Source organism: Rhodococcus sp. AG1013, from assembly GCF_003350365.1.
Classification (GTDB): Bacteria; Actinomycetota; Actinomycetes; order Mycobacteriales; family Mycobacteriaceae; genus Prescottella.
This window is the reverse complement of record NZ_QQAT01000014.1, coordinates 1-14,579: the sequence shown is the minus strand read 5'-3', so window position 1 is coordinate 14,579 and position 14,579 is coordinate 1. Positions and strand designations below refer to the sequence as shown.

Annotated in this window: 13 protein-coding genes and 1 pseudogene; 1 reads left to right on the top strand and 13 read right to left on the bottom strand. The window is 68.0% G+C overall.

Annotated features, from left to right (window positions below; genetic code table 11):
- Positions 1-14 precede the first annotated feature (14 nt).
- The 10 genes from DEU38_RS17245 to DEU38_RS17200 form a co-directional block, all read right to left on the bottom strand.
- Positions 15-2,357 carry a bifunctional (p)ppGpp synthetase/guanosine-3',5'-bis(diphosphate) 3'-pyrophosphohydrolase gene (locus tag DEU38_RS17245; protein WP_114722634.1) on the bottom strand — a complete coding sequence of 781 codons (2,343 nt, stop codon included), beginning with the start codon at positions 2,355-2,357 and terminating at the stop codon, positions 15-17.
- A gap of 82 nt (positions 2,358-2,439) precedes the next feature.
- On the bottom strand, positions 2,440-3,006 hold the full coding sequence (locus tag DEU38_RS17240) for an adenine phosphoribosyltransferase (RefSeq protein ID WP_114722633.1): 567 nt from the start codon (positions 3,004-3,006) through the stop codon (positions 2,440-2,442).
- A gap of 8 nt (positions 3,007-3,014) precedes the next feature.
- On the bottom strand, positions 3,015-4,769 hold the full coding sequence (locus DEU38_RS17235; protein ID WP_114722632.1) for an ABC transporter substrate-binding protein: 1,755 nt from the start codon (positions 4,767-4,769) through the stop codon (positions 3,015-3,017).
- A 1-nt stretch (position 4,770) separates the two neighbouring features.
- Positions 4,771-5,952, bottom strand: coding sequence for a protein translocase subunit SecF (secF, locus tag DEU38_RS17230; protein WP_114722631.1), 1,182 nt, complete (start codon positions 5,950-5,952; stop codon positions 4,771-4,773).
- 4 nt (positions 5,953-5,956) lie between these two features.
- Positions 5,957-7,657: a protein translocase subunit SecD gene (secD, locus tag DEU38_RS17225; RefSeq protein WP_181818825.1), complete on the bottom strand. Its 1,701-nt coding sequence runs from the start codon at positions 7,655-7,657 to the stop codon at positions 5,957-5,959.
- Between the two features lie 138 nt (positions 7,658-7,795).
- A complete protein-coding gene (gene yajC, locus DEU38_RS17220) occupies positions 7,796-8,131 on the bottom strand; it encodes a preprotein translocase subunit YajC (RefSeq protein ID WP_114722629.1) in 336 nt (111 codons plus the stop codon).
- Positions 8,132-8,297: 166 nt separating this feature from the next.
- Positions 8,298-9,437 carry a Holliday junction branch migration DNA helicase RuvB gene (gene ruvB, locus DEU38_RS17215; RefSeq protein ID WP_254622909.1) on the bottom strand — a complete coding sequence of 380 codons (1,140 nt, stop codon included), beginning with the start codon at positions 9,435-9,437 and terminating at the stop codon, positions 8,298-8,300.
- On the bottom strand, positions 9,434-10,039 hold the full coding sequence (ruvA, locus tag DEU38_RS17210) for a Holliday junction branch migration protein RuvA (protein WP_114722628.1): 606 nt from the start codon (positions 10,037-10,039) through the stop codon (positions 9,434-9,436). Before ruvA ends, ruvB begins: the two co-directional genes overlap by 4 nt.
- Positions 10,036-10,611 carry a crossover junction endodeoxyribonuclease RuvC gene (gene ruvC, locus DEU38_RS17205; protein WP_114722627.1) on the bottom strand — a complete coding sequence of 192 codons (576 nt, stop codon included), beginning with the start codon at positions 10,609-10,611 and terminating at the stop codon, positions 10,036-10,038. Before ruvC ends, ruvA begins: the two co-directional genes overlap by 4 nt.
- 112 nt (positions 10,612-10,723) lie before the next feature.
- Positions 10,724-11,476 (bottom strand): YebC/PmpR family DNA-binding transcriptional regulator, encoded by a 753-nt coding sequence (locus DEU38_RS17200; protein ID WP_114722626.1) that lies wholly within the window; start codon positions 11,474-11,476, stop codon positions 10,724-10,726.
- Between the two features lie 294 nt (positions 11,477-11,770).
- Here DEU38_RS17200 and DEU38_RS17195 point away from each other — a divergent pair, with 294 nt between their 5' ends.
- Positions 11,771-12,805, top strand: a complete 1,035-nt coding sequence (locus tag DEU38_RS17195; protein WP_114722625.1) for an alpha/beta hydrolase family protein — start codon at positions 11,771-11,773, stop codon at positions 12,803-12,805.
- Positions 12,806-12,836: 31 nt separating this feature from the next.
- On the opposite strand, the gene pdxT is transcribed toward DEU38_RS17195, so the two are convergent.
- From pdxT to DEU38_RS29270, 3 genes and pseudogenes are all read right to left on the bottom strand, one after another.
- Positions 12,837-13,442, bottom strand: coding sequence for a pyridoxal 5'-phosphate synthase glutaminase subunit PdxT (gene pdxT, locus DEU38_RS17190; protein WP_114722624.1), 606 nt, complete (start codon positions 13,440-13,442; stop codon positions 12,837-12,839).
- 90 nt (positions 13,443-13,532) lie between these two features.
- Positions 13,533-14,354, bottom strand: coding sequence for an acyl-CoA thioesterase II (locus tag DEU38_RS17185; protein WP_114722623.1), 822 nt, complete (start codon positions 14,352-14,354; stop codon positions 13,533-13,535).
- 108 nt (positions 14,355-14,462) lie between these two features.
- Positions 14,463-14,579 (bottom strand): annotated as a pseudogene (locus DEU38_RS29270) (pyridoxal 5'-phosphate synthase lyase subunit PdxS); the annotation flags it as partial.

Genomic DNA, 14,579 nt, shown 5'->3' with positions numbered 1-14,579 from the left:
GAGGCTCGAACCCGCTAGGCGGCCGACGTCACGCGGTAGACGTCGTAGACGCCCTCGACGTTGCGCACCACGTTCAGCACATGACCCAGGTGCTTCGGGTCGCCCATCTCGAACGTGAACTTGCTGACCGCGACCCGGTCCCCCGACGTAGTCACCGACGCCGACAGGATGTTCACCTTCTCGTCGGCGAGAGCCTTGGTCACGTCCGACAGCAACCGATGCCTGTCGAGTGCCTCGATCTGGATGGCCACCAGGAACACCGACGACGGCGACGGCGCCCACTGGACTTCGATGATCCGCTCCGACTGCTGTCGCAGCGAGGCCGCGTTGGTGCAGTCCGTGCGGTGCACGCTCACCGCACCGCCGCGCGTCACGAAGCCCATGATCTCGTCGCCCGGCACCGGGGTGCAACACTTCGCGAGCTTGGCGACCGTGCCCGGCGCTCCGGGCACCAGCACGCCCACGTCGCCGGTGCCACGCGGGCGGGTGGGGATGGTCGACGGCGTCGACCGCTCGGCCAACTCCTCCTCGACGGCGCCGACGCCGCCGAGATGCGCGACCAGGCGCTGCACGACGTGCTGAGCCGAGACGTTGTGCTCGCCCACCGCGGTGTAGAGCGCCGAGACGTCGGCATACCGCAACTCGTGCGCGATCGCCGTCATCGACTCGGCATTCATCAAGCGCTGCAAGGGAAGTCCACCGCGGCGAACCTCCTTCGCGATGGCGTCCTTGCCGGCTTCGAGCGCTTCCTCGCGGCGTTCCTTCGCGAACCACTGCCGAATCTTGGTCTTCGCCCGCGGCGACACCACGAACGACTGCCAGTCCCGACTCGGCCCGGCGTTGGCCGCCTTCGATGTGAAGACCTCGACGACCTCACCGTTCTCGAGCGTGCGCTCGAGCGCCACCAACCGGCCGTTGACGCGGGCACCGATACATCGGTGTCCGACCTCGGTGTGCACCGCGTAGGCGAAGTCGACCGGCGTCGAGCCGGCGGGCAACGTCACCACATCGCCCTTCGGCGTGAAGACGAAGATCTCCTTGACCGCGAGGTCGTACCGGAGCGACTCGAGGAACTCACCGGGATCGGCGGCCTCCCGCTGCCAGTCGAGCAGCTGACGCATCCACGCCATGTCGTCGACCTCGGCGACATCGCCGGAGTGCCGCCCCTTGGTCTCCTTGTAGCGCCAGTGCGCGGCGATACCGAACTCCGCCGTGCGGTGCATGTCCCGCGTGCGGATCTGCACCTCCAGCGGCTTGCCCTCGGGGCCGATCACGGTGGTGTGCAGCGACTGGTAGACCCCGTACCGCGGCTGCGCGATGTAGTCCTTGAACCGGCCCGCCATCGGCTGCCACAGCGAGTGCACGACGCCGACCGCGGCGTAGCAGTCGCGGATCTCGTCGCACAGGATCCGCACGCCCACCAGGTCGTGGATGTCGTCGAAGTCGCGGCCCTTGACGATCATCTTCTGGTAGATCGACCAGTAGTGCTTGGGGCGGCCCTCGACGACGGCATTGATCCGTGACGCCGACAGGGTCGCGTTGATCTCCGCCCGCACTTTCGCCAGGTAGGTGTCGCGCGACGGTGCCCGGTCCGCGACCAGCCGGACGATCTCCTCGTACTTCTTCGGATGCAGGATCGCGAACGACAGGTCCTCGAGCTCCCACTTCACGGTCGCCATGCCGAGTCGATGCGCCAGCGGCGCAATCACTTCCAACGTCTCGCGGGCCTTGCGCGCCTGCTTCTCCGGCGGCAGGAACCGCATCGTGCGCATGTTGTGGAGCCGGTCGGCGACCTTGATGACCAGCACCCGTGGATCGCGCGCCATCGCGATGATCATCTTGCGGATCGTCTCGCCCTCGGCAGCCGATCCCAGGACCACCTTGTCCAGCTTGGTGACGCCGTCGACGAGGTGCGCCACCTCCTCACCGAACTCGGCGGTCAGTTCCTCGAGCGAATACCCGGTGTCCTCGACGGTGTCGTGGAGGAGCGCCGCCACCAGGGTGGTGGTGTCCATGCCGAGTTCGGCGAGGATGTTCGCGACCGCGAGCGGATGGGTGATGTACGGGTCGCCGGACTTGCGGAACTGCGTGGCGTGCCGCTGCTCGGCGACGTCGTACGCCCGCTGCAGCAGCGAGAAGTCGGCCTTGGGGTACAGCTCGCGGTGCAGGGTCACCAGCGGTTCGAGCACCGGGCGGACCGGGGCGTTGCGCTGACCGGTGATGCGCCGTGCCAACCGGGCGCGCACCCGTCGCGACGCGGAGGTCGGTACGGGCGCGGGTGCGGACTTCTCCGCAGGTGGCGTCGCCCCTGTACCGGGTACACCTGTGTTCTGAGACCGATCAAGATGCTGGGTCATGCCGTCACCTCCTGCCACCGCGCTGCGGGCGGTCCCTCGGGACCCGGCGGCACTGCAACACCACCAGGCACAACTGTAGTCCTCAGACTCGCACGAGCGACGTCAGCGGGTACCGCTCGAACCGCTCCCGGCCACCCAGTTCCTCGATCTCGAGAACCACCGCGACGCCGACCACCTCGGCACCGGCCCGGGCCAGCAGTTCGGCGGCCGCCAACAGCGTTCCGCCGGTGGCGAGGACGTCGTCGATCACGAACACCCGCCGGCCCTTCAGGTCGGGCGCGTCGCACGGGATCTCCAGCGTCGCCGCGCCGTACTCGAGCGCATAGCTCTCCGCATACACCGGCGGCGGCAGCTTGCCCGCCTTGCGCACCGCCAGCACACCACAGCCCAACTCGAGCGCGACGCCGCCACCGAGCAGGAAGCCCCGAGCGTCGACGCCCGCGACGAGGTCGGCACCGGTGCCCGCCGCCGCGAGACCGTCGATCACGGCGCGGTAACCGGGACCGTCCGCGAAGACCGGAGTCAGGTCGGCGAACCGAACCCCGGGCGTCGGGAAGTCGTCACACCAGCGCGTCAGACGCGACACCGCTTCGCCGGCCTTCTCCAGCGCAGTCGCGAGGTTCGGCGTGGCAGCTTCAGGCGCATCCATCTGAGAAATCACCTGAGAAGTATCCACCTGTCCATGTTCCACCCGGCACCGGACCTCGTAGGGTTCGGCACCACCGCGTGCATCCCCTTCGAATGCGCGGTCGTCCGCGGCTGGTCGAACAGCGGAATCGTCGGCATCTCGTTCCAGAGGATCGCCTCCGCCTCCCCCGCCAGCGACATCCGCGCCGCCAGGGAACCGTCGACCGCGAGCTGATCGGCGATCTGATCGAAGCGACCATTGGCGAACCCGCCGAAGTTGTCGCCGTTGCCCGAGTGCAACGCGAAGGCCGCGTCGGTCGTCGCGCTCACGCCGGCGGCACCCGCCGCCGAACCCGTTCCGGCGAGCACGGCATCGACCTGGCCCGCGCCGAGGGCCGTCGGCCGGAAGTCGGGCGAGCCGGCGTCCTCGACGGTGATCCCGGCACCCGCGCACGACGCGGCGATCTCCTGAACGGTCTGCGCGCGCCGCTCGTCGGGTCCGAGGTAGCCGACACGCACCGTGAGGTGCTGCTGCCCCGTCTCCTCCCGCGCCGCAGTCGCGCCGGGGATGTCCGGATCGGTGTAGATCCCGCCCTCGGCCGCGACTGCCGACGCGTAGAAGAGCGTGTCGGGCGCCGTGATCCGGGAGTCGACCACGCCCGAACCCAGCCCGGTCGGCACGTCGAAACCGGGATGACCGAGTTGGTCGAACAACTGCTGACGCGGCAGACACAATGCCAACGCCCGCCGGGCCTCGACCGAGCCGAGGGTGCCGCGCGTAGCCAGCACCAACTGCTCGACGCTGCGCGACGGCTGGTCCACGACGTCGAAGCCGTCGCCCAGATTCAGGCCCTCGATCGATCCGGAACCGATGTCGACGACCTCGATGTCACCGTCGTCGATGCGGGACTGCACATCCGAACCCTTGGGCCACACCACGATTCGGGACGTGGCGGGCTTGTTGCCCCACCAGCGCTCGTTCTCGACGAGCACCAGCCCGCCGTCGGCGGTGTAGGAGTCGATCCGATACGGACCCGACGACGGCAGTCTCGTCAGATCCGGTTCACCAGGCGTCAGTGTCCAGCCCGTGTTCCAGAAGTCGGCGATGCGACCGACTGCGTCGGCATCACCCGAATGGACTGCACCGACCAGGTCCGGCACACCCGCGGCCTGCGCCGCGACGTGAGCCGGCATCACCTCGGTCGCCCCGAACAGCGAACGCCAGTCCAGGTAGCCGCGGCCGGGCTTGAAGACGACGGTGGCGTCCTTCGATCCGGGTTGGCAGTCGACGCGGTCGATGTCGGAGTAGCCGGCCCTCGTGGCCGCCTCGAACATCGGTCCGGTGCCGCCGTCACCGGGCCGGGTGAACCGTCCACTGCCCGCCGCCCACGTCAGCACGAGGTCGTCGCAGGAGACGGGCACACCGTCGGAGTACACCGATGCCGGGTTGAGCCGGTATTGCACGGTGAGCACGTCGCCGGGAAGCACGCTGGCCGTGCCGAAATCGGTGTCCGCGACCGGCCCACCGGCGGGACCGGTGTAGCTCATGCCGGTGAGCACCCGGCCGAGCGCCTGCCGCGCACCCGTCGCCGCGCCCTCGACGGTGTTGCCGTTGTAGGTCGTCACGACGTTGTCGATCGCGAAGCCCAGCGACGGCACCTGATCGGCGGGCTCGCCGCAGGCGGCGGTCGCACCGACCGCCGCCGCGGCCGTCAGGGCAACGATCGACCTGACGACGCGGCGGGTGGGACGGGGGGCACGACGGGAGGTTTTCGCATCCGGCATGTCAGTGCCTCTTCTTGTTGCGCTTTCCGGTCGGCGTGGCTCCCGGCCTGGGCGCACCGCCCGCGGTCGGACGCACCCGCGGCTCTACCCGCTCGGCCGAAACACTCTTCACACCGGACGCCGCCTCACGCTTGGCCAGCACCTTCTTGGTGTGTGCGGCGACGGGACCCCACCGCTCCTTGATGCTCACCAGCATCGGGGTCGCGGTGAAGATCGACGAATAGGCACCGACCAGGATGCCCACGAGCTGCACCAGCGCCAGGTCCTTCAGCGTGCCGACACCGAGGAGCCACACTGCGACGACCATCAGGCCGAGCACCGGCAGGATCGAGATCACCGTCGTGTTGATCGACCGCATCAGGGTCTGGTTGACGGCCAGGTTGGCCTGTTCGGCGTAGGTACGGCGGTTCAGGTGCAGGATGCCGCGGGTGTTCTCCTCGACCTTGTCGAACACGACGACGGTGTCGTAGAGCGAGAAGCCGAGGATCGTCAGGAAACCGATCACCGTGGCGGGCGTGACCTCGAAACCGATGAGCGAGTACACGCCGGCGGTGACGATCATGTCGAAGAACAGCGAGATGATCGCCGCGATCGCCATGTCGCGTTCGAACCGGACCGCGATGTAGATACTGACGATGATCAGGAACACCACGAGCGCTATCAGCGCCTTCTGGGTGATCTGGCCGCCCCACGTCTCACTGACGTCCGCGACACTGATGGCGTTCTTCGACGGGTTGCCGTTGCTGTCCTCGGGATGGAACGCATCGAACAGCGCATTCTGCAGCGTGGCCACCTGCGCGACGTCGAGTGCCTCGGAGCGGATCTCGATCGACGAACTGGAACCGGATCCCACGGTCTGGACCGACACCGGCTCGTTGCCGAGGCTGTCCGAGTACACCGTCTCGACCTGCTCGGTGGTGACACCGGCCGGCGTCGGGAACTGGATGCGAGTGCCACCCTCGAACTCGATTCCGAGTGTGAATCCACGAACGACGATGCTCAGCAGCGACAACGCGACGATCGCGCCGGTCAGCAGGTAGTAGAACTTCCGGCGACCGATGACCTCGAAGCCACCGGTGCCGGTGTACAGGCGCTGGAGCCAGCTGTGGTGCGGCAGCAGTGCCTGGTTGACGCCGGCGTCGGTGACGTTCGTGTCGACGGCGGAGGTGTTCGACTCACTCATTGCTTCATGCCTCCATGTCGGACGATGCGGAGGTCGACGCGGCGACCATCTTGCGTTCGCGGGCGACCTGCTGGACGGCCCCGAGCCCGTTGACGCTCGGCTTGGACCAGAAGCGCGACTTCGACGCCATGTAGACCAGCGGCCACGTCACCAGGAACACCACGACCACGTCGAGGATCGTCGTGAGGCCGAGCGTGAACGCGAAGCCACGCACCTGGCCCACAGCGAGGGCGTACAGCACCGCGGCCGCGATGAAGCTGACCGCGTTGCCGGACAGGATCGTCCGACGTGCGCGCGCCCAACCGCGGGGCACCGCCGAACGGAAGCTGCGGCCCTCACGCATCTCGTCCTTGATGCGTTCGAAGAACACCACGAACGAGTCCGCGGTCATACCGATACCGATGATCAGACCCGCGATGCCGGCGAGGTCCAGGGTGAAGCCGATGTACCGGCCCAACAGAACCATCACCGCGTACACCATGACGCCCGACAGCACGAGCGAGAGCGCTGTGAGCACGCCGAGCATGCGGTAGTAGACGAGGCAGTAGACCAGCACCAGCACGAGACCGACGGCGCCCGCGATCAGACCCGCCTCGAGTGACTGGAGGCCGAGGGTCGCGGAGACGGTTTCGGCCTCCGACGCCTCGAACGACAGCGGCAGCGAACCGTACTTGAGGGTGTTGGCGAGCTCCTGCGCCTGGGTCTGTGTGAACTGACCGGTGATCGACGTCGAGCTGCCGACCGGGGTCGCGCCCTGCACGACCGGCGCGCTGACGACCTTCGAGTCGAGCGTGAAGGCGGCCTGCTTACCGATGTTCGCCGACGTGAACTGCGCCCACGTGGAGCTGCCACTGGACTTGAAGCTCAGGCTCACCTCGTAGCGCGACTGCTGCGCGTTGAAGCCGGACGACGCGTCGGAGATCTCCTGGCCGTCGATGATGCTCGGGGCGAGAAGGTACACGGTGGTGCCGTCAGTGGAGCACGCGACCAACGGCAGCGCCGGATCGTCGTTGCCCTGGAGCGGGTCGGGCGCCGAGCAGTCGAGCGTGGCCATCGCCTGCTGCTGGACCGCGGGGTCCTCGCTCTGACGGGTGGCCTTGGCCTTCGAGATCTCCGCGGCCGCGGCCGCGGGCGAACCGGGCTCCGGCGCCTGGGTGGCAGGAGCCTCGGGTGCCGGAGTCGGCGACGGTGCCGGCTCGGTGGGATTCTGCGCCGGGAACGGGCGCTCCTGCGCCGCCGGCTCCTCCGCCCCCGGAGTCGTGTTCGGCTCCGTCGGAGCAGGGGCCTGCGTGTTCGGCGCCTGCTCCGGCGCGCCGGGCGCGGCCGCGGGCTGCGAGCCGAGCACCGGACGGATGTACAGACGCGCGGTCTGTCCCAGCGAACGGGCCTGCGAGCTGTCGTCGCCGGGGACCGTGATGACGAGGTTGTCGCCGTCGATCACGACCTCGGAGCCCGAGACACCCAGGCCGTTGACGCGGGTCTCGATGATCTGCTGTGCCTGACGCAGGCTGTCCTGGCTGGGAGTGCTGCCGTCAGGCGTTCGCGCGGTGAGTGTGACTCGTGTCCCACCTTGCAGGTCGATCCCCAGTTCCGGGGTCGGGGACTTGTCTCCGGTGAAGAAGACCAACGCATACAGCGCGGCGACGATCGTCGTGAAAACGGCGAGCGCGCGCACTGGATGCACCGATCCTGTCGAAGGTGCCACGGTCTGTCTGTCTCCTCGGTACGTGCGGTTCAGGTGAATGACGCAATGGGCCGCAGATTCTCACTGCCCCTCGGCGAGCCAGGCGCGAACACGCCCCCGCCGGCAGGCTTGAACCTGCCTACGGGGGCGGCCGACGCACTACTCGCCGTTCAGACGACGCTGCGTTTCATCGGGCGTCTCGTCAGACTCGTCGACCACGTCGTCGCCGGCGGCGTCCTCGTCGACGAGGTGCTCACGGATGACCATGCGCGACCACGTCGTGACGACACCAGGAGCGATCTCGAGGTCGACGGTTCCGTCGCCGAGGCCGGCGACGGTGGCGTGCAGCCCCGCCGTCGTCATCACCCGGTCACCGATCTGCAGAGAATCCTGGAGTTCAGCGGTCTTGGCCATCTCCTTCTTCTGGCGCCGGATGCCGAGGAACATCGGCACCAGCAGAGCGAGAATCAGAACGGGAAACAGCAACTCGAGCATCGGAAAGTCAGTCCTCAGGGTTGTCACACACGTCTACGGCACGGATCCGGGTCGGTGCCGCGCCACCCACCAGTGTGCCATTAGCAGGGCCGTCGAAAGGGAATTCGGCACCGATCCCATTTCGCTCATATCGAACAAGCGTCACGGGAGCGCCGGACGAACCCGCTCAGCGTTCCTCGGTGTCGGGCTCCCCCGAGTCGAACAATCCCAGCTGCGGCTCCCGGGCACGCACCTCGATTCCGCCGACTGCGGCATCGGGTGGCGGGGTCAACCCCAGCTGCGCCCACGCCGCCGCGGTCGCGACTCGACCGCGAGGGGTCCGGGCGATCATGCCGGCCCGCACCAGGAACGGCTCGCACACCTCCTCGACCGTCGCCGGCTCCTCCCCCACCGCGACGGCGAGCGTCGAAACACCGACCGGTCCGCCGCCGAAGCTCCGCACGAGTGCGCCGAGCACCGCCCGGTCGAGACGGTCGAGACCGAGAGCGTCCACGTCGTACACCGCGAGGGCCGCCTGGGCCACCTCGCAGGTGACGATGCCGTCGGCCCGCACCTCCGCGTAGTCGCGGACGCGACGCAGCAGACGGTTCGCGATACGGGGTGTGCCCCGCGATCGGCCGGCGATCTCCGCGCTCGCCTCGGGTCCGAGATCGACGCCGAGAATGCCCGCCGACCGCAGCAGGATCTGCTCCAACTCGGCGGGCTCGTAGAAGTCCATGTGAGCGGTGAAGCCGAACCGGTCGCGCAGCGGGCCGGTGAGCGCGCCGGACCGCGTCGTGGCCCCGACCAGCGTGAACGGCGCCACCTCGAGAGGAATGGACGTCGCACCCGGCCCCTTGCCGACCACGACGTCGACCCGGAAATCCTCCATCGCCAGGTACAGCATCTCCTCGGCGGGACGCGCGATCCGATGGATCTCGTCGATGAACAACACGTCGCCCTCGACGAGATTGCTCAGCATCGCCGCGAGATCGCCGGCACGCTCGAGCGCCGGCCCGGACGTGAGGCGCAGCGACGTCCCGAGTTCGGCCGCGATGATCATCGCCATGCTGGTCTTGCCCAGCCCGGGCGGACCGGAAAGCAGGATGTGGTCCGGCGTCCCGCCGCGCATCTTCGCGCCGGTGAGCACCAACTGAAGCTGTTCACGCACCCGCGGCTGGCCGATGAAATCGGTCAGGCTCTTGGGCCGCAGGCTGGCCTCGATCTCACCGTCCGACGCGACGAAGTTGGCGGTGACCTCGGAACCGGCAGACCCGTCGGCGTGGATGTCCGACGCTTCGTCGCCGTGCCCGGCGTCGAAATTCATCGTGTCTTACCGAGCAGCGCCAGCGCGGAGCGCAGCACGACCGACGTCGTGGCGGTCGGGTCGGCGGCCACGACCGTGTCGGTCGCCTTCTCGGCCTGGTCGAGCCGGAAGCCGAGGCCGGTGAGCGCCTCGACGACGTCATCGCGCACGACACTCGGAGATCCGCCCGGCGCCGCGCCCGGCAGGTCCCCGGCAGCCGGGACGGCCTCGACCTTGTCCCGCAACTCGACGACCATCCGCTCCGCGCCGCGCTTGCCGATGCCGGGCACCCGGGTCAAGGCCGTGACATTGCCCTCGGCGAGTGCCTTGCGCAGGGCCACGGGCTCGAGCACCGCGAGGATCGCCATCGCCAGCCGTGGGCCGACACCGGACACCGTCTGCAGGAGGCCGAACAGATCCCGGGATTCCGCGTCGGCAAAGCCGTACAGCGTCATCGAATCCTCACGGACGATCATCGCGGTCAGCAGTCGTGCATCGTCACCGCGGCGCAGCGTCGCCAACGTGGCGGGTGTGGCGTTGACGCGATAGCCGACGCCCGCGGCCTCGATCACCGCGTGGTCCAACCCGATCTCGAGGACCTCACCCCGTACCGAAGCGATCACCGTGTTCCTGCCTTCCCCGCGGCGACTTGCTTCAGCCGCATTTCGTACCGTCGCTTCTGTTCGGCGGCGGCGGCCTCGGCCGCGGCCATCCGATCGAGCATCGGAGCGCGCCAACAATGGCAGATCGCGAGCGCGAGCGCGTCCGCCGCGTCGGCCGGTTTGGGCGCGGTATCGAGCCCCAGGATGCGGGTGATCATCGCGGTCACCTGCTTCTTGTCCGCGGTTCCGCTGCCCGTGACGGCCGCCTTGACCTGGCTGGGGGTGTGGAAGCACACATCGATCCCCCGCTTGGCCGCAGCCAACGCGACGACCCCGCCGGCCTGCGCGGTCGCCATCGCGGTCCGCACATTGTGCTGCGAGAACACCCGCTCGACGGCGACGACGGTGGGCCGGTACCTGTCGAGCCACTCGTCGGCGGCATTCGAGATCCCCAGCAGGCGCTGGGACAGCTCCATGTCCGGCGGCGTGCGAACGACGTCCACCGCGACGGGTATCACCGCACGACCTCGACCGGAGTCCACGACGCCGAACCCGCACCGCGTCAGGCCGGGGTCGACTCCCAGAACACGCACGCGCCCACCTCTCGCCATTTCCGAACAGCTGTTCGATCATAGCGGGAGGTGGGCGCGGGTGGATGTACCAACACGCAGCCGGGCGCCGGAGCGTCCGCTGCGCGAGGTGGAACTACGCGTCGAGTTCGGCGAGAACCTCGTCGGAGACGTCCACGTTGGTGTAGACGTTCTGGACGTCGTCGGATTCCTCGAGAGCGTCGACCAGCTTGAACACCTTGCGGGCGCCCTCGACGTCGACGGGGACCTCCACGGATGCCCGGAAGTCGGGGTCGGCCGACTCGTAGTCGACGCCGGCATCGACGAGCGCGGTGCGCACGGGGATCAGGTCCCCGGCCTCGCACACGATCTCGAACGAGTCACCGAGATCGTTGATCTCCTCGGCGCCGGCCTCGAGCACGATCTCCAGAAGATCGTCCTCGGTGCGACCGTTCTTCTCGAGCACCACGACGCCCTTGCGGGTGAAGAGGTAGGACACCGAGCCCGGATCGGCCATGTTGCCGCCGTTGCGGGTCATCGCGGTACGGACCTCACCGGCCGCACGGTTGCGGTTGTCGGTGAGACATTCGATGAGCACCGCGACACCGTTCGGGCCGTAGCCCTCGTACATGATGGTCTGCCAGTCCGCGCCGCCCGCCTCTTCACCGGCACCGCGCTTGCGCGCACGCTCGATGTTGTCGTTGGGAACCGAGGTCTTCTTGGCCTTCTGGATGGCGTCGTACAGCGTCGGGTTGCCCGCCGGGTCACCGCCACCGGTACGAGCCGCCACCTCGATGTTCTTGATCAGCTTCGCGAAGGCTTTGCCGCGCTTGGCGTCGATCACGGCCTTCTTGTGCTTGGTGGTGGCCCATTTGGAGTGGCCGCTCATTCGTGGGAGCCCCTTCCTGCAGTGCGCCGTGGCAGATACGACAAATCCCACGACGAAATCGACTGCACATTTGTCGGATGTTCGATGCTACCTGCATACCTCTCCACGCCGGATACACCGCCTCCGAGCGAAGGTCACGATCCGATACCTCTTGATAGGTTCGGTGGACAGTCCGTCCGGTTCGTTGGAAGCCTTCCAGGGACATCCGTGACTGGACATCGATGACGACGGAACGGCATTTCGCGCGGGGGCGCACACGACAACATGCCAGGCCGTTGGGGGAAAGGCGAACGAATGCGCACTGACAGAGCAGGTTTCTCGAAGCGACTGAAGAAGCGTCTGATCGGTGTCGCAGCAGCGGCACTCGCGCTTCCGCTGTTCGCGGCCATCGCCGGGGCCCCGGTCGCATCGGCCGCGCCGGCGGGCGGCTACGAGGAAGTGTTCGTCAATTCGGAGATGGGCCCGATCAAGGTCCAGATCCAGTGGGCGTCGCGCGGCGGGAACGCCGCGCTGTACCTGCTCGACGGCATGCGCGCCCGCGACGACGCGAACGCGTGGAGCTTCGAGACCAACGCGTTCGACCAGTTCCGCCTCGACAACGTCACCCTGGTGTTGCCGGTCGGCGGCCAGTCCAGCTTCTATTCGGACTGGTACGCGCCCAGCAACTTCAACGGGCAGAAGATCACTTACAAGTGGGAAACATTCCTCACCCGGGATCTGCCCGCGTACCTCGAAACCCGCGGCGTCTCGCGCAGCAACAACGCGGTGACCGGTCTGTCGATGGGCGGCTCGGCCGCACTGACCCTCGCCGCGTATCACCGCGACCAGTTCAAGTTCGCCGGTTCGTACTCCGGCTACCTCAATCTGTCGGCTCCCGGCATGCGCGAGTTGATCCGCATCGCGATGCTCGACTCCGGTGGCTACAACTCCGACTCGATGTGGGGTCCGCCCTGGAACGGGGCCTGGATGCGCAACGACCCGTTCGTGTTCGCACCGCAGCTTCGCGGCCTGTCGCTGTACATCGCGTCGGGCAACGGACTGCCCGGACAGTACGACGCCCCAGGTGCGCTGCTCGGCTCACTGGGATCGTCCGACCTGTCGGGATCGCTGGGCTCGTCCGGCTCGGTGACCTCGTTCAACACGTCCAACGCCATGGGACTCGAGACGATCGCCTTGGCGAACACGCGCTCATTCCAGGTTCGGTTGGACAGCCTCGGTATTCCCGCGACGTACGACTTCACCCCCCGCGGCACCCACGCGTGGGGGTACTGGTCGGAGGAACTGTGGAAGTCCCGTCCCCAGATCCTGGACACCCTGAACGCGTGGTGACGGTCGCCCGCCGGTGACCCGGTGCGGGGGGTCAGTTCCCCCGCACCATGTCCACGAACAGCCCGTGCACACGCCGGTCCCCGGTGACCTCGGGATGGAACGACGTGGCCAGGACGGTGCCCTGCCGCACCGCGACGATGTGTCCGGCGGCAGGGCCTTCCGGTACCCGCGCCAGCACGTCGACGCCGGGACCGACCCGCTCCACCCACGGGGCGCGGATGAACACGGCGCGTACCGGGTCGCCATCGATACCGTCGAAATCGAGATCGGCCTCGAACGAATCCACCTGGCGACCGAAAGCGTTGCGCCGCACCGTCATATCGAGACCGTTGAGGTGCTCGGCGTCGGGCCGCGTGTCGAGGACTTCACTGGCGAGCAGGATCATGCCCGCGCACGAACCGTAGGCGGGCATGCCGGCCTTGAGTCGGGCACGGAGCGGCTCGAGCAGTTCGAAGACCGTCAGCAACCGACTCATGGTCGTCGACTCACCGCCCGGAATGACCAGTCCGTCCACGGATTCGAGTTCCGCGAGCCTGCGCACACCGATCGCTCGCGCCCCACTCGATTCGAGTGCCGCGAGGTGTTCGCGAACGTCGCCCTGTAGTGCGAGCACGCCGATCGTCGGTTGATTTGTCACGAGTGAAATTCCTGCACTATTCGAGGCTATTGACCCCGGAAACGCTATCAGCCGCGCGAGGACGCCGGTGCACGCGCCGGACGCCCGCGATCAGTCCCGCCGCAGGAACCGGGTGAGCCCTTCCTGAACCACCGCGGCCACCAGAACACCTTCGCGGTTGAAGATGCGGCCCTGGGTGAGCGCGCGCCCGAAGCCCGCCGACGGCGACGACTGGTCGTAGAGGAGCCAATCGTCGGCCCGGAACGGCCGCATGAACCACAACGCGTGATCGAGTGACGCGCTCTGGATCTGCGCGTCCGGATGGGTGGTGCTCGCCGAGGCCAGCAGCGTCATGTCACTCATGTACGCGAGGGTGCAGATGTGGAAGACGGGGTCGTCCGGGAGCGCCTCGCGGGACCGGAACCACACCTGCTGCTGCACCGGCACCCCGCGACGGCGCTGGATCTGCTCGGCCGGCACGTATCGCAGGTCCCAATCGGCCCACTCGCGGAACTCCCACGACTGCTCCTCCGACGTGAGGGTCGACGCGTCCGGCAGGTCCTCCGGATCGGGCACCGGCGGCATCTCGTCCCGGTGCTCGATTCCCTCGTCGAGGACGTGGAACGAGGCGGACATCGTGAAGATCGCCTGGCCGTCCTGAACTGCTGTGACCCGCCGCGTCACGAACGAGCGGCCGTCCCGGATCCGGTCCACCAGGTAGACGATCGGCATCACCGGGTTGCCCGGGCGCAGGAAGTACCCGTGCAGCGAATGGACGTGGAACTGTTCGTCCACGGTGCGCACCGCGGACACCAGCGCCTGGCCGGCCACCTGGCCGCCGAAGGTCCGCGGGAGCATCGTCTCGGTTGCGATACCGCGGAAGATGTCCTTCTCGAGTCGCTCGAGTTCCAGGATCTGTTCGATCTTCGCCATGACGGTCCCTTTCGCCGATGGATCAGGCTAGCAACGCGCAAAGAGAAACGCGGTGAGGGCCGCTTCGGGCCCTCACCGCGTCAGAGATCTCGATCGACCGAAGTCAGATCACCAGCCGCGCTCGGCGAGGCGGTGCGGCTGCGGGATGTCGTCGACGTTGATGCCGACCATGGCCTCGCCGAGTCCGCGGGAGACCTTGGCGAGCACGTCGGGGTCGTCGTGGAA